Origin of the sequence: Pseudomonas sp. B28(2017), from assembly GCF_002113025.1 — a bacterium.
GTDB lineage: Bacteria > Pseudomonadota > Gammaproteobacteria > Pseudomonadales > Pseudomonadaceae > Aquipseudomonas.
The window spans coordinates 216944-241366 of sequence record NZ_NEJH01000001.1 but is presented as its reverse complement, the minus strand read 5'-3'; the positions used below and the strand labels follow the sequence as shown (position 1 = coordinate 241366).

The following is a 24423-nucleotide window of genomic DNA, read 5'->3' as shown; positions in this document are numbered from 1 at the left end:
TTGCCCTGAGTGTTGTTACGCGATGGCCGGCGCTTTGCGCTCTATGTCCATCCACGCCCGGACGCTGTCGCGATCCCACTGACGACGCACATAGGCCGCGAGCCGTGCCGGCACTGGGTCGCCGTTGGCAACCAGTCGGTTGAGCATGATTGCCAGGTCGGTGTCGGCAATGCTCCAGTCACCGAACAGATGCTCGGCGCCCTCTTCCAGCAAACGGTCGGCGACGAAGAACAGGCGCTCGACGGCGGCTTGGGCATCGGCGCTCAGGGGCACATTTTTTTTACCGAAGTAGACCAGGTCAAACGGGCGCTCCTTGCGCACCACCAGCAAGTCACTGCGTAACCAGGCCTGCAATTGACGGGCACGGGCGCGCTGCTGGATGTCGTGCGGATAGAGTTTTTTGTGCCCTGGGAAGAGCTCATCGAGGTATTCGGCAATCGTCGATGATTCCGACAAGGCAAAACTTTCGTGAACCAGCGTTGGGATTTTGCATGTCAGCGAAATATCGCGATAACTCGCCATATAGTTTTCGCGTGCTTTCAGATCTACCGCAACAAATTCAAATGAAAGTTGCTTTTCCTTGAGCGCCACAAAAGCCGACATCGCAAAAGCGCTGACATAGTCGGCGCCGACATACAGTTTTAGCTTCCTGTTTTCCATAGAACACTCCATTCACTGACTGCAGGGATTAACGTGCATTGGAAGTGATCGTAGTTAGTTGACTGGGGGCTGAATAGATACAGAATTTGCCTGTTTCAATCGATACAGAAAAGTTGTTTTCCGCTGGCAAAAGCACAGCCAGGGCCCCGGTAATACCGCTGCAAAAGGCGGCACCAGAGGCAGGTTTGAAAAACAAAAAAGGGAGCCAACGATGGTTGGCTCCCTTGGTTGATGCGCTGGGAAATTACGGCTGGGTGGTGATCAGGCCATGGCTGTCGGCAAAGTTCGAGAGCAGTGCCATTTGTGGCATGTTGCTCATGTTCAGCATCGCCAGAGGCTCGTATTTGCTGGTGTTGACGAACCCATGTCGGGTCCAGGCCGGCACCAGCAGCACGTCGCCGCTGCTGACCTCGACCTCATCGGCATCGCCGAGGGTCAACACGCCGCTGCCGCACTGGATAACGAACAGATGCCACCAGGAATGGGCATGACCGTTGAGCGTCACACCGGGATTCAGCCATTGCATGGCGATCGCCATGCCTGGCGTCACTTCACAGCCTTCAATGCTTTTGTCGTGAGCCAAAGCGACAATATCAATGTCGCTGGCTTCAAGGGCCTGACGCATACCCGCTAGTTCGGCGCCTTTCCATACCTTGGGACTTGGCGCTCGATGGTGCAGGCTTTGACGAAAGTCCTTATATGAAAAAAAAGCACCTTGAAAGTTATCCATTCGCACGTCCCTTCTTCTTATTTCCAATACTTTAGCGCCAAACCTTAAGTTAACGATTCAGCGCTGTAAAGTCTGGAAATAATTTATAAAACCGATGGGCGCAAGGCTGCAATCATGTCAACTTCTATCGCGGCATTCTTGGGTAACTGATAAACACCGACAGTGGTGCGCGTATGTTTACCGGCATCGCCCAGCACATGGCTGAACACATCCGAGGCGCCGTTGGCCACTTCACTCAAATCGACAAAGTCCGCCGTGGACTTCACATACACCGTTACACGGATCAATGACTTGATCTTGTCCAGCGAACCAATGGCATCGACGATCAACGCCAGCCCACGCATCGCACTGATGCTGGCGGCCGCTTGTGCATCGGCCATGGTGAGATCCAGTCCGACACGGCCGGGGTAATGGATTTTGCCGTTCATGCGCGGCACCAGGCCACTGATGTACAGCTCATCGTGATGCCGGATCAACGGCGCGTAATGCCCGCCTGCGGTGTTTTCGCCGTAGATGTCATAACCAAACTCTTTGGCCAGGGCGATGAAGCGTTCATCGCAGGTCATGTGCTGGATCATTGATCGAACCCTCTTGATCAGTAATGCAAAAAACGGGTGCTTGCTGGCTCAACACACGGCGCGGGTGGCCGGTGCCAGGCAAGTCACCTCAGTGCGTGACTCAATCGCCTCGGCCAGACGCAACAGGTCGTTGCTCAGTTGCCCGTAGTGTTCGTTGAACAACACGATGTGGCCGATGAATGAGAAGTTGTCCTTGACCAGCGCGCTGACCGAGTCGCCGATACGCTTGGCGTACTGCCCTTCCACCAGGTCGATACGCAGTACGCGGGCCAGGGTCTCGATGTCAGGCATTGCGCGCAGGATGCCGCCGGCCGGCGCCCTGAGCAGGCGAATGCCGCAGTAGCCGCGAGCCACTGGCTGGTGCTGTTCGGTCTTGCCTTCCACCGCCCAGCGCACCCAGCGTTCCCACGGATCGAAATTGACGAAGGCGCGCCTGGCCAGGTCCCAGATGTGCATGCCGCCGGGGCGCATGTTGGTTTCCACGGCGGAGGTCAGGTTGTCGCTGCGCAGGAACACTTCGTTGTGCCAGGCGCCATTGTCCCGGGACACCAAGGACGACATATGCCGACCGGCTGCCATCAAACGTGTCTGTACCTCAGCCGGAAGCGGTGCAGGTACGACTTGCTGGATCTCTGCGCGATAGGCGCCTTCGGTGGTGGTTTTTTCGGTCACCCAGGTGCTGCCGGCCACACAGTCCCAGCTGTATTCGCGGGCGTTTTGCACCAGCTCTTCAAGGACGATGCCGCCTTCGCGGTAAGGTTTCAGGGCGAGCCAGGCGTCATCGCATTCCGAAGGGTGATGGATGACGCGACAGCCCCGGCTCGCGCCTTCGCACGCCGGTTTGATGAAGGCCTTGCCGCCCAGTTCGACGACGCGTTCGCGCAGTTCCGGCAGGCTTTCGACTCGCGCGGAAAACACCGGCCGGTATTCTTCGGGGGAGGTACCGGCCGCCGCTTCGAGCCCGCGAAAGATCTGCTTGTCGAGGCCCGCCCGGGCTTCGCCGGTGGTAATGCCCGGCAGACCGAAGTGACTGGCCAGCGCGGCACCCAGCAGCACGCCGCGGTCGGAGAACGGCAGAACGCCGATCAAATTCCAGCTGTCGGCATTCAGGCACCCGACCACCAGTTCAAGGGATGCCGCCACATCTTTCTCGGCCAGCGAAGTGCTGCAGACGTGATCGGCCACCTGATCGTCATGGGGCTGTATCTTCTCGACCAGCAGGATGAGCCTGGCGTTGTAGAGCGACTTGCACAACTCGCGCAGTTTCTGGATGTCGTGCACGCGATTGCCGTTGTAACCCACCACTACTACGCATGAAGTCGTATTCATTGATGCCCCCGACCTGCAAGGTGAAAACCGCAACGACGCTGACTCAGTCATGCAGCGACGCATTGGATTTACGGTTGAGCCAGTACCAGGCCAGGATCCCGCCGGCGCCGATGGCGGCGAGGACCAGCGCGTTGTACGGCACCGGCACCACTCGCATGATCAACACGGTCAGCCCGGCCCCCACACCCAGGGACACTTCCTTGACGAACATGTTGTTTTGCTTGACCGAGAAATAATCGAGGTAGCTGAAGGCGCATTCGGCGATCGACAGCAGCGCCACCCAGATCAGCGCCCCGGCGAGGGTTTCGACGTGGAACGCAGCTGGCGAAGACAGCACGGCAAAGCCGCCGACGATGATCCCGATCACCGCCACGACCTTGAAGCGCCCGGTGCGTTCGATCAGTTTCATCACGGGCACCTGGGCGAACACCACCACCGCGCTGTTGAGGATCAGCATCAAGCCGTACCAGGCCGGCAGCTCGCCGGTCTTGAGCAGGATCGCCTGTGGCAGGATCGAGAACACCCCGAACAGCTTGATGCCCATGATGATCCCGGCAATCACCCAGGGCAGTTTGTTGCCCCAGTTGCTGCCGGCCTGACTGGCCGGGCGGGCTACCACCGGTTCGGTGGTGAAGGTCGCGCCGAGGGCGATCGGCAGGCACAGCAACACGAACGCCGCCGCACCGAGGAAAAACATCGTAGGCGTGAGAAGCGGCGACAACAGGATCAAACCCGCCACCAGGCTGCCCATGTTCATGGCCACGCGGTTATAGGCTGCGCCTTCCCTGGTCTGGGCCGCTTCGCTCTTGATCAGGTACCCGGCTATGGCAATGCCGTAGGCAAACAGGGCGGCAGCAAACATCACCATGCCTTGATTGCTGGTCAGCGCCAGCAACACCAGGCCAAGGCCGGCACACAGCAGCGTGACGCTCAGGGAGCGGCGGCCAAGCACCAGTAAAGTCAGGGGCAACAGCAGCAACAAGGCGCGATATCCAAGGGCCAGGATGCTGTTGGTGGCAGTGTCGAGCCAGACGTTGGCCTTGCCCAGCACCGCGAACAGCGAGACAGCAGTGATGATCCGGATCGTGAATAAGCGCAGGTTAATGACCGGTTTAGCCACCGCGACCGTTGTTTCGACACCCATGCAACACCTCAAGAACCGGGTCAATGCCCGCCGACAAAGGCCGACACTCAGAAAAGTCTGTAAGGGCATGGTAGTGAGAGAGGCGTGTCCTGATCAGGGCAAGTTCGTATAGAATCCAACGAACTTTACTGCCGCAGAGACCAGTAAAATGCAGGTTCAACGTGCAGTCATTGCCGCCATTGAATTCCAGCCCGGCATGCCGCTGGTGCAGCAGATCGTCGATCAACTGACCCAGGCGATCAGTACCGGTGGACTGCCCCACGGCGCCAAGCTGCCGCCGATTCGCGAACTCTCCGACTTGATGAACGTGGGCAAGTCCACGGTGGTCGATGCACTGGACCGCTTGCGGGCCAAGGGGCTGGTGGTGTCACGCCAGGGTTCGGGGCATTACGTGCATCGTTCCAGCGCCGCGCTGCAAAGCGGCACCGGCCCGGACCTGCAACCCCAGGACACCCTGAGCGTAGTACGGCGCGCATTGCTGCTGGACAACGGCGCGCTGCGCCCCGGCTGCGGTTTTCTGCCGACTTCCTGGCTACCCGCCGAAGAATTGCAGAAAGCCGTGCGCAGCACCCTGCGAGCGACGTCGTTGCGCATGGGCGAGTACGGTGTGGCCGGCGGTTACTTGCCGTTGCGCCAGGCCTTGCGGGTCAAACTGGCGACCTTCGGCATCGAGGCGCCGGTGGACCAGATCATCACCACCGCCAACACCATGCAGGCCATCGACCTGCTGATGCGCCTGCTGGTCAAACCCGGCGACACCGTGCTGCTCGACGACCCTTGCTACTTCAACATGCATGCCAATCTGGCACTGCACGGGGCCAGGGTCATCACCATCGCCCGGGATTGCGACGGCATGGATCTCGAGGCTTTCGAGCAACTGCTGATCGCCCACAAACCCGTGCTGTACATGACCAACAGCACACTGCATAACCCCACCGGCCACTCGTTCAGCCCGGCCCAGGTCTACCGCTTGGTGGAGTTGAGCCACCGCTACGGTTTCCACATTGTCGAAGACGATCTGTATTGCGACATCCAGCAACGCCGCACCCCGCGCCTGGCGGCCAGCGGGCTGGACAACGTGAGTTATGTCTCCGGCTTCTCCAAGACACTGACCGCCAACAGCCGGGTCAGTTACACCGTGCTGTCGCCGCAACTGGCGGCACGCATGGTCGCCCTGAAAATGGCCTGCGGCGGCGTGACCTCGGAACTGGCGGAACAGATCACCTGCACCATGCTCAACGATGGCAGCTACGCCAAACATGCGCGGCGCACGGTGGATCGGTTGTATGAATCCAATAGCCGTGTGGCGGGTTGGCTGGCGGAGGCCGGGTGTTCATTGTCTTCATTGCCGGGAGAAGGGGTGTTTATCTGGGCGCGGTTGCCGGATGGCTTGCACGCCGAGACGCTGGCTCGACAAGGGCTGGAAAACAATATGGTACTGGCGCCGGGCACGTTGCTGAGCAAAGCCCCGAATGCCAGTCAGTTCCTGCGCTTCAACGTGGCACACAGCGATAGCTTGCAGGTGCGCGAGCGGTTTTTCCGGTTGCTCGACACACAACGTAAGTAACTGACCGCTCCCCATCCTGTGGGTGCAACTGTCTAGCCCTGCCGCTCGTCATCGCCATTCGGTGCCGTCGCACAGCATGGCATTCATGCCTGATCAGTAGCACCCGCATGCAGGACATGAGCAAGGCAATCATCGACGACGTGGTGAAGGTGCTCGATGCACCCTGTAACAACCGCGCATAAATGAAACGCGGAACCGTGGTTGAATGCTTGAGGGGGATTAATTTGAATCAGCCAAGGCTAATCGCTCAGCCCAATCACATAAATTCTTTTGCCCTCAAGAATTCTTGTAGTTTCCATAAGGAGAAAACGATCAGACAAAGACCACTAAGCCAGTTCAATGCGCGAATATTCTTCCTTCCACGCAACGCTCTTCCAACAACGTCTCCTCCCAGGACATACAACATCTGGCAGGCAAAACTACCGATAAAAAAACCGGTCAGGGAAAGAGGTACATTAACTGTCACCCCGTCCGAATGATTAGCTATCACAAAAGAAGTGATTGCGACGATGGTCAGGGGGTTGGTCAGTGTTAAGGCAAACACCGAGAGAAAGCCTGACTGGCGCGAGTGGTTCATATCTGGATCTGAGTATGCAGAAACCCTTACACCCAGATAGAAGAGATAGACGATCGAGGCGATCGTCAACAGGTCCAGATGCCTCAGTACAAATGTCTTAACGAGCGCTACACCCGCTAGCGCGACAGCCGAATACAGGGTATCTGCCAGTGCTGCACCCAATGCACCGGGAATCGCGCTTAATCGTCCATACAAAATGGACTGCCTCAATATGATCAACGCAATGGGTCCGAACGATATCGACAGGACAATTGAAAAAACCAAAGACCGTTGAAAATCCTGCACCGGCTCGCTCCCTGAATTTCGCCGCAGGCAAAATATCTGCACATCGAATGAACGGCAATGGCCGACTGATGAATAGCTTTTTCATTCAGAAGATTCGCCACCAAAAAAGGACAAAATTCCTACAGACACAATGCAGCGAATTATCCTCGCGAAATGCCTGAGACACCGTGTCGTGATGGCGGCAACACGGTCCATCAGAATTCCCCCAACAAAAAGGTTCTTCATGCATTCCCGGGAAACTGTAGGAGCCGGCTTGAACTGGCGGCAACGCGGTCCATCAGGATTACTCCAACAAAAAGCCCCGCTCTTCTCTCGAAGGCGGGGCTTTTCAGTTGTTCGATGACTTGATCAAACGACTGCCAGTCGATCGACCATATCCGGGAATTTCTCCACCAACCGGATCAGCAAGGCGGCCTGAGCATTGGGCTTCGACTTTTCCTGCTCCCAGTTTCTCAGGGTGCTGGGGCTGGTTCGAATTCGCTTGGCGAAAACGGCCTGGGACATGTGTAGCTTTTCCCGTAACGCAACGATCTCTTGCGCCCCCACCTCAGGTGCAGGAATGTCCTCCACTGTCGTGTTGCGCAACGTGATCTTGCCTTCGCGTTGAGCCGCCATCTCATCAACGCCCTGCATCAACTCTGCAAACAGGTCGCGTTTTTTCATGGGGTACCTCGTTTTTTCAACTCTGTCTCTATGGCTTTCTTGAGCACCTTCTCTTGGTCGGCGGTCAAGTTCTCAAGCTCATCTTTGTCATAAATTGCAAACATCCAGAACTGGCCATCATTCATAAGCCAATAATAGATAACCCGCAAGCCACCTCGCCTACCTTTACCTCGGCGCCCGTCTGCCCAACGCAGCTTTCGAAAACCGCCTGTTCGAGGCATGACATCACCCGCTTGTGGGTTCAGCTGCATGTGCGACTGCAACGCACGATACTCATCATCCGTCAGATAATCGCCAACGGTAGAAGTGAAAGATGTGGTTTCGAAGAATACGGTTCGCATCGGCAAACTATATGCAACTTGCTTATAGTCATGCAACCGACGAATCATCTTCCTGACGAGCAGCCCTTGCGATTTGCACCAACAAAAAGCCCCGCTCTTCTCTCGAAGGCGGGGCTTTTCTTTACAGCATCCGACGCTTACGGCGCGTACGTCAGCAACAACTCGGTGGGCACTTTGAAGTCCAGGGACATCATCACGCTCAACGCGGTAATGGTGAAGATCGAGAACACGAACAGCTTGCGTGCCCAGACCGTGTCATCCACTGCCTTGTAGCCGGTCCATGCCATGTACAGCCAGTACATGCCCATGGCCGCGGCGACGGCGAGGTAGCTCATGCCGGCGTAGCCGCTGAAGGTCAGCATCAAGGTCGCCACGAGGAAGGCCAGGATGTAGATCAGGATGTGCTTCTTGGCCACCTGGATTCCGCGCTTCACTGGCAGCACCGGAATCGATGCGGCCAGGTAATCGTTGAAGCGGAAGATCGCGATGGCATAGGAATGCGGCATCTGCCACAGGCTGAACATCACCAGCAGGGTCAGCGCGGCCATGTCGAAGGTGTTGCTCACCGCGACGTAACCGATCACCGGTGGCATGGCGCCAGACAGACTGCCCACCAGCGTGCCGTGAACCGACTTGCGCTTGAGGTACAGGCTGTAGAAGCCGACGTAAATGATGAAGCCGATGACTGCGAACAGCGCGGCCAACGGGTTGGCCACCTTGTACAACAGGGCAACGCCGGCGACACCCAGGACGGTCGCATAAACCAGGGCCAGTTTCAGGGAGATCAAGCCCTGGACCAGCACCCGGTTTCTGGTGCGCTCCATCTTCAGGTCGATGTCGCGGTCGATGCAGTTGTTGAACACGCAACCGGAGGCAACCACCAGGGACGTGCCGATCATGGCGGCCAGGAAAATGGCCAGATCGACATGCCCTTTGGAGGCCAGGAAAAATCCGCCTGCCACAGAAAGCACGTTACCGAAAATGATCCCCGGTTTGGTGATTTGGATAAAGTGCTTGAGGGACATGCGGATTTACCTCACTTCGCCATCATGAACGTGTGGATGCTGAACATGATCCACAGCGACAAGCCAACCAGCAGGACAATCACGATCGCGGCAAAGACAAACGCGATCACGTTGTTACGCTGCGCGGCCGAGCGGTCCAGGTGGAGGAAGTACACCAGGTGCACCAGCACCTGGATGACTGCGAACGCGACGACGATCATCAGGGTGATCGACTTCGGCAGCGTCGGGTACATCACCAGACCGAACGGAATCAGGGTCAGGATCACCGACAGGATGAAGCCGATGGCGTAGGACTTGACGCTGCCGTGACCGGCATCGTGGCTGTCATGGCCATGTTGGGAATGAGCTGCGTTAGCCATTTACATAGTCCCCATCAGATAAACAACGGTGAATACGCAGATCCACACAACGTCCAGGAAGTGCCAGAACAGGCTCAGGCAGCTCAGACGGGTCTTGTTGGTCGCCGTCAGGCCTTTTTTCTGCACCTGGTACATCATGATCGCCATCCAGATCAGACCGCTGGTCACGTGCAGACCGTGGGTACCGACCAGGGTGAAGAACCCGGACAGGAAGCCGCTGCGGTTCGGACCGTAGCCTTCGGAGATCAGCATGTGGAACTCGTTGATCTCCATGCCGATGAAGCCGGCACCGAACAGGAAGGTCATGGCCAGCCAGCCCAGGACCTGCTTCTTGTTGCCACGGAAGAACGCCAGCATGGCGAAGCCGTAGGTGATCGAACTGAACAGCAGCAGAGCGGTTTCGCCCAGTACGTATGGCAGTTCGAAGATGTCGTGGCCCGACGGGCCACCCGCTACGTTGTTAACCAGTACCGCGTACGCCGCGAAGATCGATGCAAACAGAATGCAGTCGGTCATCAGGTAGAGCCAGAAACCGTATACGGTCATCTCGCCCGAGTCGTGGTGATGGTCATCATGCCCATGTCCATCGACATGGGTGTGTCCAGCATTGGTCACTAAGTTCGACATGGTTTAAGCCTGTTCCAACGAGGTTTCAACACGGGTGGCAGTGGCCGGGATTTTCCCTGCCGCGACCAGACGCTTGTGCTGCTCGGCTTCGATGCGCTCGATCACGTCGACCGGCACGTAGTAGCCTTGATCATCACGGGCCGCGTGAATCGCGAAATAGATCACGGTGCCGGCCAGGCTGGCGATCGCCAGCCACCAGATGTGCCAGATCATGGCGAAACCGAACACGGTCAACAGCGCGCCCATCACCACACCGGTGGCGGTGTTGTTTGGCATGTGGATCGGTTCGTACTTGGCCGGAGCCTTGTACGCGGTACCGTTTTCCTTGGCTTCGGTGAACGGGTCGACAACGTCGGCTTTCGGCAGCACGGCGAAGTTGTAGAACGGAGGTGGCGACGAGGTCGACCATTCCAGGGTGTGTGCATTCCACGGGTCGCCGTGTTCGCACATGTTTTCCGGCTTGTTGCGGTCACGCACGCTGACGTACAGCTGGATCAGCTGGCAAGCGATACCGAAGGCGATCAGGATCGCACCGAACATGGCCACGTACAGGTACGGTACCCACTCAGGGTTGGTGGTGGCGTTCAGACGACGGGTCATGCCCATGAAGCCCAGTGCATAGAGCGGCATGAACGCGACGAAGAAACCGCTGATCCAGAACCAGAACGCTGCCTTGCCCCAACCTTCGTGCAGCTTGAAGCCGAACGCTTTAGGGAAGTAGAAGCCGAAACCGGCGATGTAACCGAATACCGCACCGCCGATGATCACGTTGTGGAAGTGCGCGATCACGAACAGGCTGTTGTGCAGAACGAAGTCGGCACCCGGAATGGCCAGCAGTACGCCGGTCATGCCGCCGATGGCGAAGGTCACCATGAAGCCCAGGGTCCACATCACCTGGCTGGTGAAGCGCAGACGGCCCTGGTAGATGGTGAACAGCCAGTTGAACAGTTTCACACCCGTCGGGATGGAAATCAGCATCGTCGCCAGACCGAAGAAGGCGTTGACGCTGGCACCCGAACCCATGGTGAAGAAGTGGTGCAGCCAAACCATGAAGCCCAGGATCGAGATCGCGCCCGATGCGTAGATCATCGAGTGGTGGCCGAACAGTTTCTTGCCCGAGAAAGTCGAAACGACTTCGGAGAAGATACCGAACGCCGGCAGGATCAGGATGTAAACCTCAGGGTGACCCCAAGCCCAGAACAGGTTGACGTACATCATCGGATTGCCACCAAGTTCATTGGTGAAAATGTGGAAATCCATGTAACGGTCAAGCGTCAGCAGCGCCAGGGTAGCGGTCAGGATCGGGAACGAAGCCACGATCAGGACGTTGGCCCAGGTGCAGGTCCAGGTGAAGATCGGCATGTCCATCAGTTTCATGCCAGGGGTACGCATTTTCAGCACGGTGGCCAGGAAGTTGACCCCCGTCAACGTTGTCCCCAGACCCGATAGCTGTAGCGCCCAGATGTAGTAATCCATCCCCACGCCCGGGCTGTACTGCAGGCCCGACAGCGGCGGATAGGCAACCCAGCCGGTCTTGGCGAATTCGCCGACGCCCAGGGACAGGTTGATCAGCACCACGCCGGAAACCAGCAGCCAGAAGCTCAGGGAGTTCAGGAACGGGAAGGCAACGTCACGCGCGCCGATCTGCAGCGGCACTGCAAGGTTCATCAGGCCGGTGAAGAATGGCATCGCCATGAAGATGATCATGATCACACCGTGGGCGGTGAAGATCTGGTCATAGTGTTCAGGTGGCAGGTAGCCAGGCGAACCCTCGGTGGCCATGGCCAACTGGGTACGCATCATGATGGCGTCGGCAAAGCCGCGCAGCAGCATGACCATGGCGACGATGATGTACATCACGCCGATTTTCTTGTGGTCGACCGACGTCAGCCATTCGGTCCACAGGTAGGTCCACTTCTTGAAGTAGGTGATTGCAGCGAACAACGCCAGACCACCGAGCGCGATCATGGAGATAGTCACCATGACAATCGGCTCGTGGAACGGGATCGCTTCCCAACTTAATTTACCAAACATCGTTTACTCCTCTGCCCCGGCAGCTGAATGCGAGTTCATGTCCGTAGCGGCCACTTCTTTCTCTTTCTCTTTCTTCTCGTGGTGCAGCTTCGGACCCGGTTTCATGCCTTCGTACTTGTCGACGATGGTCTGGAACAGGTTCGGCGTCACCGAGGAGTAGAGTTCGACTGGGTTGTTCTGGCTCTGCTTGGCAAGGGCTGCGTATTCAGCTTGTTCAAGCTGTTTAGGCGACTTCTTGACTTCGCTGACCCAGGCGTCGAAATCTTCCTGAGAAGTTGCGATCGCTTTGAATTTCATGCCGGTGAAACCAGCGCCGCTGTAGTTGGCGGAGATACCGTCCATTTCAGCGTTCTCGTTGGCGATCAGGTGCAGCTTGGTCTGCATGCCCGCCATCGCGTAGATCTGGCCGCCCAGTGCAGGGATGAAGAACGAGTTCATCACAGCGTCAGAGGTAATGCGGAAGTTGACCGGCGTGTGCGCCGGGAACACGATCTTGTTGACCGTGGCGATGCCTTGTTCCGGGTAGATGAACAGCCACTTCCAGTCCAGCGCGACCACTTCGATGGTCACAGGCTTGACGTCGGATTCCAGCGGCTTGTACGGGTCCAGGGCGTGGGTCGACTTGTAGGTGACGTAACCCAGGGCAATGATGATCAGCACTGGAACAGCCCACACCGCGATCTCGATCTTGGTGGAGTGGTTCCATTTCGGGGTGTAGGTGGCGTTGGTGTTGGACGCGCGGTATTTCCAGGCGAACAGGAAGGTCATGACGATGACCGGAACCACGACCAACAGCATCAGCAGCGTTGCGGTGATGATCAGGTTTCGCTCGTCCAGACCAACCTGGCCCTTGGGATTGAGCAAGGTCATGTTGCAGCCTGACAGCAGCAACGTGCCGATCAGCGGCAATAAGCCTAGTAGTCTGGGGTACCTGTTTTTAATCATCTCACGACCTCTAAAGCAGCTTGCGCCATGCAGTTGGGTTTTGATCGCCAACACTTCACCCTGCCAAGGGTTGGCATTTTTCTTGGATTGAATAAGGGCATGCCCGTCGTGCGTCAGACGCGTTTCGACAAATCCTGGGCCTGCAGTGAGTTCTTATTCGAATTCGTGGTCAAAGGCCTTTTTACAGACCAATTCCATTTGGTGCGGGTAGTTGGAGACTCCGACACCTGGGCATCGCATGAAGCCACCAGACTTCTCGACACCCTGTTTCTGCTCACGCCTGGTTAAGATTTGAGCAGTGCCGGGAATTCAGTGCGGGCGATTGTAGATATGTAACGTTTCATAAACCATGTCTCATCCCGAAATAATTTTTATCCGAAGCGGCAACAATCATTAACCGTTTTCGCAAAAGTGGCGCATCTTATCGAAATTAATTCTCAACAAAAACACCAAAATTAGTAGGTCTTCCGCCCACAGTTCAGACAGTATCGGGTCCCTCTTCACTGCCCTTGACCTTGCCCTAGGCCCGATATAACGGGGGCTCTGGCCATTCGCCAGACCGTGTTAAAACTGCCTGCTCGTGTTGGGAACGGAAAAAACCGGAAGCCTGAAAAACAGCCCAATTTCGTTACGTTTCCATGCACCAATCCGGCCTCCTTGAACGCCCTGCGACACTGACTCTGTGACAACATGTCGCACATGTGTCGCACCCTCGACTGCCATGCATCACGGTCTTTTTACCCGGCCTCTGAACTGCGCTCGGCAAGACAAAAAAAGCCCCGTTCCTCTCGGCGAGAAACGGGGCTTTTTTGTCCGACAATGCGTGGCGGCAGATGACCTCAGCGCAGCGCTTTGCGGTTGCGCGACGTCAGCAAGGGCACCAGCACCACAATCAACACGAAAGCGACCAACGCCCACTGCGCCAGCGACAGACCGAGGATCGGCGGGTATGGCGTGGAGCAGAAACCATCGACCTGGAAGCCCAGCGGGAAGATCTTCGCCAGCGGCAACCCATCGACAATCGGTTGCAGCACATCGATGCCGCAGCTGACCGCCGGATAGAACTGCGTATAGACGTGATGCCCGGCAACGCCTGCGCCTGCCAGCGCACAGATCACCACCAGGGTTTCGAGCACCGTGATGCTGCGGCGGGTGCGCATGGCCGCGCCGATGAAGGCGAAGATCGCGATCAGCAGCAACGCATAACGTTGCAGGATGCACAGCGGGCAAGGCGCCTCGCCCAGAACAATTTGCATGTACAACGCGCCGCCGATCAGCGCCAGGCAAATGATGCCCAACAACACCAGGTAGCGCCGTTCACGCCCCAACCGCATGGATTCATCGCTCATCGCGTTTCCCTTCAAGATTTCGAGTGCCCGCCAGTCTACACGCTGGCCCGGACCTTTGAGAGTCTGGAGCGTGTCGGGGGATTCGGGGGGAATAGACGATAAGGCGGTTAAGCAGGGATTAATTTTCTGATTTTTTCAGTTCAGGACCGAGGTGTGGCATTCGCGAGCAGGCTCGCTCCCACAACGGACCCGCAATCAACGCGAACCAATGTGGGAGCGAGCCTGCTCGCGAAGAAGGCGACTCGGTCCCCCGAGTCACCAAACAACTTACTCCAGCACCGCTGCCGGCCCGAAGAACTCGTAACGGCTTTGCTTCTCCGGCACGCCCAGCGCCTTGAGGTGGCGTTTCACTGCGGCCATGAAGCCTTTTGGCCCCAGGAAGTAAGCGTCCAGGTCACGCTGCTCCGGCAGCCATGCATTCAACTGCTGCTGACTCAACAAACCAACCTTGTGCGCCGTCGGGCTCACACCGTCATCTTCGGAGTAGCAGTAGAACCGCTTGAGTTGCGGGTGACGCTCGGCCAGGCCATCGATCCAGTCACGGAAGGCATGCACACTGCCATTGCGCGCGCAGTGAATGAAATGCACCGGCCGCCGGGTCTCCAGCGCCGCTTCGAGCATCGCCAGGGTCGGGGTAATGCCGACGCCGCCACTGATCAGCACCAGCGGTTTGTCGCTGGCGGTCAGGGTGAAATCGCCCGATGGCGGAAACAACTGGATGCTGGCTCCGACCTGCATCTGGTCATGCAAGTAGTTGGAAACACGGCCACCGGCTTCACGCTTGACGCTGATGCGGTACTGGCCATTGTTCGCCAACGCCGACAGCGAGTAGTTACGACGGATCTCTTCACCGTCGAGGATCAGTTTCATGCCGATGTACTGGCCGGGTTCCGCCACCAGAATCGGGCCTTTGTCCGCCGGTTCGAAGTAGAACGAGGTGATCTCTGTGCTCTCCTCGACCTTACCGGCCACAATGAATTCCCGCGCCCCGCGCCAGCCGCCAGGGGCCTGCTCTTTCTGGTCGTAGATGCTGGATTCGGCACCGATCAGAATGTCCGCCAGCTGGCCGTAAGCCGCGCCCCAGGCCGCGATCACTTCAGGGGTGGCGATCTCTTCGCCCAGCACTTCGGCGATGGCCCGCAGCAGGCAGGTGCCGACAATCGGATAGTGTTCCGGCAGGATCTGCAGGGCTACGTGCTTGTTGATGATCTTGGCCACCAGGTCGCCCAACTGGTCGAGTTGGTCGATATGGCGCGCATACATCAATACGCCGTTGGCCAGGGCACGCGGCTGATCACCGCTGGCCTGGTGGGCCTGGTTGAACAGCGGGCGGACTTCCGGGTATTCGGAGAGCATCATGCGGTAGAAGTGCGTGATCAGCGCTTCGCCACCGCTTTCGAGCAACGGTACGGTGGATTTGACGATGGCACGGTCTTGAACGCTCAGCATAAGGTGACTCCTGGTCTTCTTGGGTTGCTAACGGACTACCCAATGCTTATCAGCTTCCATGCCAACTATTTAATCGTTATAAATCAATACGTTAAAAACTTAATAGTCATTTCGACACAGCCTGCCTTATAGTCATACCGACTACACGGAGTCACTATGACTGCAAAACCCCTGCTCACTGCCTTGTTGCCCCTGGTCTCTGACCTGTCCCGCGAACTGCCCGAGGGTGAGCGCTATCGCCGCCTGCTGGAAGCCATGCGCGCCCTGCTACCGTGTGACGCCGCCGCCCTGCTGCGCCTTGATGGTGAATGGCTGGTGCCGCTGGCCGTCGACGGCTTGAGCACCGACACCCTCGGTCGGCGCTTCAAGGTCAGCGAGCACCCGCGTTTCGAAGCGCTGCTCAGCGGCCCCGGCCCGACCCGTTTCGCTGCCGACAGCGACTTGCCTGATCCCTATGACGGTCTGGTCGATGGCCTGGATGATCACCTGGAAGTCCACGATTGCATGGGTTGCCCATTGTTCATCGACGAGCGCCCATGGGGTTTGCTGACCCTCGACGCCCTCGATCCGGAGCGCTTCGAGCCCATCGAACTGGATGCCCTGCAAGCCTTCGCCAGCCTCGCGGCCGCCACGGTCAACGCCGCCGAACGCATCGAGCGGTTGAACAACCGGGTCGAAGATGAACATCAGCGCGCCGAGGTCTACCGCCAGGCCAGCGGCCAGCAGAATCGCGAGATGATTGGCCAGAGCAAGGCCCACAAACGCCTGGTCGAAGAAATCAGCCTGGTGGGCGGCAGCGACCTGACCGTGTTGATCACTGGCGAAACCGGGGTCGGCAAGGAGTTGGTGGCCCAGGCCATCCATGCCGCCTCGCCCCGCGCCGACAAACCGATCATCAGCCTCAACTGCGCCGCGTTGCCCGACACATTGGTGGAAAGCGAGTTGTTCGGCCATGTCCGCGGCGCCTTTACGGGGGCGATGAACGACCGCCGTGGCAAGTTCGAACTGGCCAATGGCGGCACGCTGTTTCTCGATGAAGTCGGTGAGTTGTCGCTGACCGTTCAGGCCAAGTTGTTGCGGGTGCTGCAGAGCGGTCAACTGCAGCGGCTGGGTTCGGACCAGGAGCATCAGGTGGACGTGCGCCTGATCGCGGCAACCAACCGCGACCTCGCCGAAGAAGTGCGCAGCGGCCGTTACCGCGCCGACTTCTACCATCGCCTCAGCGTTTATCCACTGCTGGTGCCGGCCCTGCGCGATCGCGGGCGCGATGTGCTGTTGCTCAGCGGTTACTTCCTGGAGCAGAACCGCTCGCGCATGGGCCTCAACAGCCTGCGCCTGAACAGCGACGCCCAGGCCGCGCTATTGGCCTACGACTGGCCAGGCAACGTGCGCGAGCTTGAACATTTGATTGGCCGCAGCGCATTGAAAGCCCTGGGCAATTGCAAGGAACGACCGAAGATTCTCAGTTTGAGCGCCGCCGACCTGGACTTACCCAATGCCAGCATTGAAGCCGCTACCGAGCAGCCCGCTGCCACCGCCACACAGGTGGTGACCGGCGATTTGCGCGAGGCGACCGAAAACTATCAGCGCCAGTTGATCGGTGCCTGCCTGGAACGGCACAACAACAACTGGGCAAGCGCGGCCCGTGAGCTAGGCCTGGATCGGGCGAATCTTGGGCGAATGGCCAAGAGGCTGGGGATGAAGTGATGGCCCTTTCGCGAGCAGGCTCGCTCCCACAGTTGAAATGCATGCCCCTGTGGGAGCGAGCCTGCTCGCGAAGGCGTCCTGACATTCAACGGAAATGCTAAAGCCTGCCTTCGACAAGTCGATAACCCGGCATCGATAGCTTTTGGCGATTGTTTACTCGCCAATCACCTTTTTCCACAGAAGGTTTTTATGTCCACCACCAAAGCCCGCGCAGACTCACTATCGCTTCTGCTGTTTACCTTGCGCAGCGGCAAGCTGATGGCGATCAACCTGCTCAAGGTCAGTGAAATCATTCCCTGCCCGCCGCTGACCAGGCTGCCGGAGTCGCACCCACACGTCAAAGGCATCGCCACCCTGCGCGGTTCGTCGCTGTCGGTGATCGACCTCAGCCGCGCCATCGGCGAGCGGCCGCTGGAAGACCCGAACGGCGGCTGCCTGATCGTCACGGACATCAGCCGCTCCAAGCAGGGCCTGCACGTACAGGCGGTGAGCAAGATCGTCCATTGCCTGACCACCGACATTCGCCCGCCGCCCTTCGGCTCCGGTGGTTTGCGTGCCTACATCACCGGCGTGACGTCGGTCGATGGCACCCTGGTACAAGTGCTGGACATCGAAAAAGTCATCCACGGCATCGCCCCGGCACAAATCGAAATGGTGCCGACCGAGTTGAGCATGGAAGACGCCGAATTGCTCGGCAATGCGCGCATCCTGGTGGTCGACGACAGTCAGGTTGCCTTGCAGCAATCGGTACACACCCTGCGTAACCTGGGCCTGCAATGCCACACGGCCCGCAGTGCCAAGGAAGCCATCGACTGCCTGCTGGACCTGCAAGGCACCGCACAACAGATCAACCTGATTGTCTCGGACATCGAGATGTCCGAGATGGACGGCTACGCCTTCACCCGCACGTTGCGGGAAACCCCGGATTTCGCGCATCTTTATGTACTGTTGCACACGTCGCTGGACAGTGCGATGAATGCAGAGAAAGCACGACTGGCCGGGGCGAACGCGGTGCTGACCAAATTCTCTTCGCCGGAACTGACCCAGTGCCTGATCACTGCGGCCAAAGCGGTTGCCGAACAGGGTTATTGAGTGTTGAGCGAAGATTTCTGCTGGCTGATGCGGCGCGACCTCTCTGTTGTCGTGCCGCCCCCCGATTGGCCAGCCGGCCTGCAACTGAGCGAATACCGCCCCGAACTGGGCGCCGCCGTGCACCAGTTGATGGAGTTCGGTTATCTCGACGGCGGCGGGCGCGTAGCCGCGCTGGACATGTGGCAACGGCAGTTCGAAACCGATCCGGAATATGACCCGACCCTGTGTTTCATTGCCCGGGATGCCGAAGGCGTGGTGGGCGTGTGCCAGTGCTGGACCAGTGCCTTTATCAAGAATCTGGTGGTACACCCGCGGTTTCAGGGCCGGGGGTTGGGGCGTGCACTGTTGTTGCAGGCGTTCAGGGTGTTCCAGCAGCGACGCGAAGGATTTGTGGATTTGAAGGTACGGGAAGACAACCATCGGGCGCGGCGGCTATATGAAAGCGTCGGGATGCGTGCCATTCGCCGAGAGCCGGTTCCGCTCTGATACGCCACGAAGAGGCCTGCACAACCACTCCAAAACCGTCAGGCATACTTTACCCTTGGCCATTGCACATCCAAGGACGCCGGAACCATGAAAGCAGCAACCCTGACTTTTCTCTGCCTCACCGCCATCGCCACTCAGGCCCACGCCTCAAGCCCTGACGCCTGGGCCACCTACGATAAAGCCGTACTCGTCAGTTGCACCAAGTCCAGCGGTCTGAGGGATGCCAAACCCGTGGGCAACGCCGCACAGTTCGATGACCGGGTTGGCTACACCGCACTCCTGCTCCAGGGCCAGTACCCGCAAAAACACATGAAAGGCGCACAAGGCACCGAGCTGTGCCTCTACAACAAAAAGAGCAAGACCGCGTACGTCACCGAGTGGGACTCCATCCGCCCGACCTACAAGGCAAACTGAGTGGCGCATAATTTGCTTCGATAGCGGCTTTTACGGCGGCATTCTGTCGCCGTTTCATGCCCTGTAATACGAATACACGTTCAATGAATACGACGTTTTCCTGCGTAGGCTGCGGTAAATGCTGCAACGACCACCATGTGCCCCTGACCTTGAGCGAAGCCCGGATGTGGGCAGCCGACGGTGGTCAGGTAATCGTGCTGGTGGAAGCGTTTCTGAGCAACGGCCTGGGCCTGCCAGTGCAACAACGGGAACATGCCGAACGCCGCTCGGCGGCCGTGCGCAGCGGCGAATCCGAGGCGCACGTGGCCATCACCTTCGCCGCTTACAATGTCGGCCCCTGCCGAAATCTTGACGACGACAATCTCTGCCGCATCTATGAACGCCGGCCATTGGTATGTCGCATCTATCCGATGGAAATAAATCCGCACATTGTGCTGAACGCCGCCGTCAAGGAGTGCCCGCCAGAGTCATGGGAAACAGGGCCGGAGCTGATCGTCGGCGGCAACCTGGTCGATCAGGAACTGGCGCAGTTGATTCAGCGCTCACGCCAGGCGGATCGCGATGAGATTCGGACCAAGGATGCGATTTGCGCCTTGCTGGGCATTCGCACGACGGCCCTGAAGGGCGACGGATTTACCGCTTATCTGCCGGATATGGCGGAGTTCGCCAGAATCATCGACGAACTGACCGGGCAAACGCTGCCTGAGTGGGCCAGCGAATGGCAGTTTCATGTGTCGGGGGAGGATATTGCCGGGCAAGTGCTGACCGCCGGTGCACAAGTGGCAGCGGATGCGCCGGCGAATTACTCGTTTATTCCGTTGCGGGCGGTTTGATCCGAAGGATTCGTCACCTGTAATGACCCCATCGCGAGCTTGCTCGCGATGGGGCCAGATCAAGCACCGCAGCATGAAGGCCTAGCGCTTGCCCATCGACCGGCGAGTCCCCGGTGGCGCCATACCCGGCGTCTTGGTGTGGCCGTTCTTGGCACCATTCTTGTACCAAGGCTGGTTCGAGCCCTTGGCGGCCGCCAGCTCACCCGGCTTGAACGGGAATTTGAATGCCGGGATCCCGGCTTTGGTTTCGCTGTCGGCGCTGGAGTCGACGCTGTCTGGCAGCTCTGCCTGTACGTCGCTCAAAGCGTCGGCTACCGGCGGTTGTTTCGGGGATGTCATGAAAGCTCCGGGTGGTGCGCAAATTGTCGGGCCCAGTGAGCGAGCCGCGAAAGGCCGCAGTATAACTGGATGACGCCCGGCAAGCTGCAAGCTTGCAACGACCGCTGGGCGACTCGCACAAATCCCGCGAAGAATGTTAGCGTGCTCACCATTATCTCCGCCCGACGAGCCCGCCTCCCATGAAAAAGACTGTCCTGGCTTTCAGCCGCGTCACCCCGCAAATGGTCGAACGCCTGCAACAGGATTTCGACGTCATCGTGCCGAATCCGAAAAACGGCGACATCAGCGCCCAATTCAACGAAGCCCTGCCCCACGCCCACGGCCTGATCGGCGTCGGTCGCAAACTCGGCCGTGCCCAACTGGAAAACGCCGCCAGGCTGGAGGTGGTGTCCAGCGTCTCGGTGGGCTACGACAACTATGACGTGGCGTATTTCAACGAACGCGGGATCATGCTGACCAACACGCCGGATGTGCTCACCGAAAGCACCGCCGACCTGGCGTTTGCGCTGCTGATGAGCAGCGCGCGCCGCGTCGCCGAACTGGATGCCTGGACCAAGGCCGGGCAATGGCAGGCCACTGTCGGTGCGCAGCTGTTCGGTTGCGATGTGCACGGCAAGACCCTGGGCATTGTCGGCATGGGCAATATCGGTGCAGCCATCGCCCGACGCGGTCGCCTAGGGTTCAACATGCCGGTCATCTACAGCGGCAACAGCCGCAAGACCGAACTGGAACAGGAACTCGGCGCACAGTTTCGCAGCCTGGACCAACTGCTGGCCGAGGCCGACTTCGTCTGCCTGGTAGTGCCGCTCAGCGAGAAAACCAGACACTTGATCAGCCATCGCGAACTGGCGCTGATGAAGCCGGGCGCCATATTGGTGAACATCGCCCGTGGCCCGGTGGTGGATGAACCAGCGCTGATCGAAGCCCTGCAAAACAACCGCATTCGTGGTGCCGGGCTCGACGTGTACGAAAAAGAACCGCTGGCCGAGTCGCCACTGTTCCAGCTGAAAAACGCCGTGACCTTGCCGCACATCGGCTCGGCCACCCACGAAACCCGCGATGCAATGGCCAATCGTGCCCTGGCCAACTTGCGCAGCGCCCTGTTGGGCGAGCGACCGCAGGACCTGGTCAACCCACAAGTCTGGAAGGGCTGATGCAAAACGGGCAGGTGTTACCAGCGCCTGCCCTTTACTCTCGGCAGTTCGATTAAAACAAATTTCAAGATCAACTAATACACAGCTTGCAACTCAGCACATCACCCAAAAATAGAACCACCCGCCAGAACCAATTACTTGAAAGTAAACTTTTCCTGACAATAATGAAGAACAATCTTGAACCCACTAAACACCAACCAAACCATTAGAATCAGCAAAATAACGACTCTGCTATTTGTCAGTTTTCCGGACTATTGACAACTTACAACCTCACCGACCACCCCACAAACTACGAGCATCTCGGCCACATACAGAGCATGGAAACGGCCCATAATCTACACAAGCACAGTTATAGAGCCATCACACCTCCCCTGCTTCATCATCGGATCTTTTGGCTGGTCATTACACTTGAAATCATGCTTACGCTCTTCTGCACACCAGGAACCTACTATCTTTATAAAAATATAAGTACCAGCAAGGAAGCATTCCACGAAGCAAAAAAATTGCAGCCATCGGATTACTGATTGGTATTTTTATATATTACGTTTGTGTTCAGGTCATCGGTATCGAATGGTTCAATATGAACGATTCACCCAAATGGAACTACAGGGACTGGGGGCGGCGAGCGGTTGACTTCATATTGTTATCACTGATCTATATTGCCTTGCGGATCGAGAGCCGAGAGCCGCCGCTCTCGCCCCCTTCGGCTGAATCACGCCAACTTGCCAGTGCCCTGCATCAACGGCACTTTGGGTTTGCGAAACACCAGTACGTTCCCCGACATCACCAACACCAGCCCCAACAGCGCCGGCACCGTCCATTGATAGCCCTCGACGAACGCTGACACATTGAGCGCCACCACCGGAAACAGCACCGTGCAATACGCAGCCCGCTCAGGGCCCATGCGGCCGACCAGCGTCAGGTAGGCGGTAAAACCGATCACCGACCCCGGTATTACCAGGTACAACAGTGACCCGATGTAACGCGCGCTCATTTCCATGTCGAAGGGAATGCCTTTGACCAGACACCACACCGAGAGCATCGCCGCCCCGTAAGCCATCCCCCAGGCATTGGTGGTCAGCGGCTTGAGACCGGCCTTCTGTTGCAGGCTGGAGAGCATGTTGCCCGCCGAGAAGCACAAGGTGCCGCACAGGGCCAGTCCGAGGCCGAGCAGCGTTTCCGGGCTGGCGGTATGCCCGGCCAGTTCCGGCCAGAACAGCAGCCCCAGCCCAAGCAGGCCCAGCGCACCGCCCATCAGCACATTGCGGGCGATTTTCTGGCCGAAGAACACCCGCGCATTGAGCGCATTCCACAGGGTGGCGGTGGAAAACACCACGGCTACCAGACCACTGGGGATCCACTGGCTTGCGGTGAGGAAACACATGAAGTTGACGCAGAACAGGCACAGGCCCTGAGCCAGGCAGATCAGGTGCCCGCGACGGTTCATCACTTGCAGGCGTCGGCCGAGCAGCAAGATCACGAACAGCACCAGCGCAGCGAGGCCGAAGCGATAGACGATCGACACGGGGATAGCCACCACGCCCAGTTGCCATTTCAAGGCAATCCAGGTGGTGCCCCAGATCAGCACGGTCAGCAGGTACAAAAAAAGGTTCATGACAAAGGCTCCTCGACAGGAGCCCAGTGTCTGGCGCCACGCTCGGGCGCACTTGCATAAACTTGCGCTTTTGTCTGGCCACAGGCTGGCAGGCGCATGCCTACGGAGTAGGATGCAGGCGTTGGATGCAGGTGTTAGAGAGCAACGATCATGGCTGCACTGGATACCCTACAAGTCTTTCAAGCCCTCAACCGCTCGCCGAATGCTCGCCTCGAGCACAGCGCCGAGCTCGGTGACGGCTTGTCTGCGGCCTTGTGGAGCAATCACCACGACGCCCAGGAATACGAAGCGCCCAGCCACCACACGCTGTCCTGCTATCTCGCCGGCGGCACCGGCACCTTTCGCCGCGACCAGCCCGGCAACAAGGGGGGGCCGGACAAACTGTGCATCCTGCCGGCCGATCACCAGTCAGGCTGGGTGATCAATGGCGACATTCGCTTGGCACACCTGTATTTCAGCCCCGAACAGTTTGCCCTCGGCTGCGTCACCCTGCTCGATCGCGAACCACGGGAAATGCAGCTGCGCGAGCAGACCTTTCTCGATGATCCGCAGCAGGCGCTGCGTTTTCGGCAGTTGGTCGCCTTGAACTGGGACGAGCCAGGCGAGCGTCTGCTCACCAGCAGCCTGGCTCACGAACTGCTCGGCCATGCCCTGCTCAGCCAGGTGAATGTGCGTCAGGGCCTGCGTCTTAAAGGCGGGTTGGCCGCGCATCAGCGTCGGCATCTGGTGGAGTTCATCGACAGCCATCTGGACGAGGCCGTCAGCCTCGGTCAGTTGGCGGCGTTGTGCGCATTGTCGGAATACCACTTCGCGCGGATGTTTCGCGAGAGCTTCGGCTTGCCGCCCCACCAGTATGTGCTGGCACGGCGCCTTGACCGGGCGCGGGCGTTGCTGCGCACGACCTCGCAGCCACTGGGGGAGATTGCCCTGGCTTGCGGCTTTTCCAGTGCCAGCCACTTCACCAACCGCTTTCGCCAGGCCTTGGGCGGAACGCCCGGCGAGTATCGACAGGCGTTTTTGCGCTAGTCCCGATTTTTTATCGCCTGTACTGCCGCCTTCGCGGGCAAGTCGGATCGCCGCACCGCCGCTCCCACAGGTTCAGCGCAGTCCTTTGTGGGAGC

Annotated in this window: 26 protein-coding genes and 1 pseudogene; 10 read left to right on the top strand and 17 right to left on the bottom strand. The window is 58.5% G+C overall.

Features of this window, described 5'->3' with window-relative positions; genetic code table 11:
* Positions 1-15: 15 nt before the first annotated feature.
* The 5 genes from yfcF to CAF65_RS01140 form a co-directional block, all read right to left on the bottom strand.
* Entirely contained in the window at positions 16-660 is a 645-nt protein-coding gene (yfcF, locus tag CAF65_RS01160; RefSeq protein ID WP_085714622.1) for a glutathione transferase, read from the bottom strand.
* A gap of 244 nt (positions 661-904) precedes the next feature.
* Positions 905-1390 (bottom strand): cupin domain-containing protein, encoded by a 486-nt coding sequence (locus CAF65_RS01155; protein ID WP_085714621.1) that lies wholly within the window; start codon positions 1388-1390, stop codon positions 905-907.
* Positions 1391-1473: 83 nt separating this feature from the next.
* A complete protein-coding gene (locus tag CAF65_RS01150; RefSeq protein ID WP_008018868.1) occupies positions 1474-1968 on the bottom strand; it encodes a RidA family protein in 495 nt (164 codons plus the stop codon).
* A 48-nt stretch (positions 1969-2016) separates the two neighbouring features.
* A complete protein-coding gene (locus CAF65_RS01145) occupies positions 2017-3297 on the bottom strand; it encodes an acetyl-CoA carboxylase biotin carboxylase subunit family protein (RefSeq protein WP_085714620.1) in 1281 nt (426 codons plus the stop codon).
* Between the two features lie 43 nt (positions 3298-3340).
* On the bottom strand, positions 3341-4441 hold the full coding sequence (locus tag CAF65_RS01140) for a hypothetical protein (RefSeq protein ID WP_085714619.1): 1101 nt from the start codon (positions 4439-4441) through the stop codon (positions 3341-3343).
* Positions 4442-4589: 148 nt separating this feature from the next.
* Between CAF65_RS01140 and CAF65_RS01135 the strand changes: the two genes are divergently transcribed.
* A complete protein-coding gene (locus CAF65_RS01135) occupies positions 4590-6008 on the top strand; it encodes a PLP-dependent aminotransferase family protein (protein ID WP_085714618.1) in 1419 nt (472 codons plus the stop codon).
* A gap of 256 nt (positions 6009-6264) precedes the next feature.
* On the opposite strand, the gene CAF65_RS01130 is transcribed toward CAF65_RS01135, so the two are convergent.
* The 8 genes from CAF65_RS01130 to cyoA all read right to left on the bottom strand — a co-directional run bounded on the left by CAF65_RS01130 (position 6265) and on the right by cyoA (position 12864).
* Entirely contained in the window at positions 6265-6870 is a 606-nt protein-coding gene (locus tag CAF65_RS01130; RefSeq protein WP_085714617.1) for a LysE family translocator, read from the bottom strand.
* A 348-nt stretch (positions 6871-7218) separates the two neighbouring features.
* Positions 7219-7533, bottom strand: coding sequence for a DNA-binding transcriptional regulator (locus CAF65_RS01125; RefSeq protein WP_008060552.1), 315 nt, complete (start codon positions 7531-7533; stop codon positions 7219-7221).
* Positions 7530-7874 (bottom strand): toxin, encoded by a 345-nt coding sequence (locus tag CAF65_RS01120; RefSeq protein ID WP_085715217.1) that lies wholly within the window; start codon positions 7872-7874, stop codon positions 7530-7532. Before CAF65_RS01120 ends, CAF65_RS01125 begins: the two co-directional genes overlap by 4 nt.
* 137 nt (positions 7875-8011) lie before the next feature.
* Complete coding sequence (gene cyoE / locus CAF65_RS01115; protein ID WP_085714616.1) at positions 8012-8899, bottom strand: heme o synthase; 888 nt, start codon at positions 8897-8899, stop codon at positions 8012-8014.
* Positions 8900-8910: 11 nt separating this feature from the next.
* Entirely contained in the window at positions 8911-9258 is a 348-nt protein-coding gene (cyoD, locus tag CAF65_RS01110; RefSeq protein WP_008018862.1) for a cytochrome o ubiquinol oxidase subunit IV, read from the bottom strand.
* Positions 9259-9885, bottom strand: coding sequence for a cytochrome o ubiquinol oxidase subunit III (locus tag CAF65_RS01105; protein ID WP_008000700.1), 627 nt, complete (start codon positions 9883-9885; stop codon positions 9259-9261). It lies immediately after the preceding gene.
* A 3-nt stretch (positions 9886-9888) separates the two neighbouring features.
* Positions 9889-11919, bottom strand: a complete 2031-nt coding sequence (cyoB, locus tag CAF65_RS01100; protein ID WP_085714615.1) for a cytochrome o ubiquinol oxidase subunit I — start codon at positions 11917-11919, stop codon at positions 9889-9891.
* Positions 11920-11922: 3 nt separating this feature from the next.
* Positions 11923-12864, bottom strand: a complete 942-nt coding sequence (cyoA, locus tag CAF65_RS01095; RefSeq protein WP_085714614.1) for a ubiquinol oxidase subunit II — start codon at positions 12862-12864, stop codon at positions 11923-11925.
* A 27-nt stretch (positions 12865-12891) separates the two neighbouring features.
* On the opposite strand from cyoA, the gene CAF65_RS01090 reads away from it, so the two are divergent.
* Positions 12892-13152, top strand: coding sequence for a hypothetical protein (locus CAF65_RS01090; RefSeq protein WP_085714613.1), 261 nt, complete (start codon positions 12892-12894; stop codon positions 13150-13152).
* A gap of 551 nt (positions 13153-13703) precedes the next feature.
* Here CAF65_RS01090 and CAF65_RS01085 read toward each other — a convergent pair.
* Both CAF65_RS01085 and hmpA read right to left on the bottom strand, forming a co-directional pair.
* On the bottom strand, positions 13704-14213 hold the full coding sequence (locus CAF65_RS01085; RefSeq protein ID WP_085714612.1) for a disulfide bond formation protein B: 510 nt from the start codon (positions 14211-14213) through the stop codon (positions 13704-13706).
* A 267-nt stretch (positions 14214-14480) separates the two neighbouring features.
* The gene (hmpA, locus tag CAF65_RS01080; RefSeq protein WP_085714611.1) at positions 14481-15662 is read right to left on the bottom strand and encodes an NO-inducible flavohemoprotein; all 1182 of its coding nucleotides are present in this window, start codon (positions 15660-15662) and stop codon (positions 14481-14483) included.
* Positions 15663-15818: 156 nt separating this feature from the next.
* Between hmpA and norR the strand changes: the two genes are divergently transcribed.
* From norR to CAF65_RS01055, 5 genes are all read left to right on the top strand, one after another.
* Positions 15819-17369: a nitric oxide reductase transcriptional regulator NorR gene (gene norR / locus CAF65_RS01075; protein ID WP_085714610.1), complete on the top strand. Its 1551-nt coding sequence runs from the start codon at positions 15819-15821 to the stop codon at positions 17367-17369.
* A 189-nt stretch (positions 17370-17558) separates the two neighbouring features.
* Complete coding sequence (locus tag CAF65_RS01070) at positions 17559-18461, top strand: chemotaxis protein CheV (protein WP_085714609.1); 903 nt, start codon at positions 17559-17561, stop codon at positions 18459-18461.
* 27 nt (positions 18462-18488) lie between these two features.
* Entirely contained in the window at positions 18489-18947 is a 459-nt protein-coding gene (locus CAF65_RS01065) for an N-acetyltransferase (RefSeq protein ID WP_178076655.1), read from the top strand.
* Between the two features lie 87 nt (positions 18948-19034).
* Positions 19035-19361, top strand: a complete 327-nt coding sequence (locus CAF65_RS01060; RefSeq protein WP_085714608.1) for a hypothetical protein — start codon at positions 19035-19037, stop codon at positions 19359-19361.
* A gap of 83 nt (positions 19362-19444) precedes the next feature.
* Positions 19445-20194 (top strand): YkgJ family cysteine cluster protein, encoded by a 750-nt coding sequence (locus CAF65_RS01055; RefSeq protein ID WP_085714607.1) that lies wholly within the window; start codon positions 19445-19447, stop codon positions 20192-20194.
* Between the two features lie 81 nt (positions 20195-20275).
* Here CAF65_RS01055 and CAF65_RS01050 read toward each other — a convergent pair whose 3' ends face one another.
* Positions 20276-20533, bottom strand: coding sequence for a hypothetical protein (locus CAF65_RS01050; RefSeq protein ID WP_085714606.1), 258 nt, complete (start codon positions 20531-20533; stop codon positions 20276-20278).
* A gap of 179 nt (positions 20534-20712) precedes the next feature.
* Between CAF65_RS01050 and CAF65_RS01045 the strand changes: the two genes are divergently transcribed.
* Together CAF65_RS01045 and CAF65_RS01040 are read left to right on the top strand one after the other, a co-directional pair.
* The gene (locus CAF65_RS01045; RefSeq protein ID WP_085714605.1) at positions 20713-21687 is read left to right on the top strand and encodes a D-glycerate dehydrogenase; all 975 of its coding nucleotides are present in this window, start codon (positions 20713-20715) and stop codon (positions 21685-21687) included.
* 177 nt (positions 21688-21864) lie between these two features.
* Positions 21865-22363: pseudogene (locus tag CAF65_RS01040) on the top strand (DUF2165 domain-containing protein); the annotation flags it as partial.
* A 36-nt stretch (positions 22364-22399) separates the two neighbouring features.
* Here CAF65_RS01040 and CAF65_RS01035 read toward each other — a convergent pair.
* A complete protein-coding gene (locus CAF65_RS01035; protein WP_085714604.1) occupies positions 22400-23302 on the bottom strand; it encodes a DMT family transporter in 903 nt (300 codons plus the stop codon).
* 150 nt (positions 23303-23452) lie between these two features.
* On the opposite strand from CAF65_RS01035, the gene CAF65_RS01030 reads away from it, so the two are divergent.
* Positions 23453-24328, top strand: coding sequence for a helix-turn-helix domain-containing protein (locus CAF65_RS01030; RefSeq protein ID WP_085714603.1), 876 nt, complete (start codon positions 23453-23455; stop codon positions 24326-24328).
* Positions 24329-24423 lie beyond the last annotated feature (95 nt).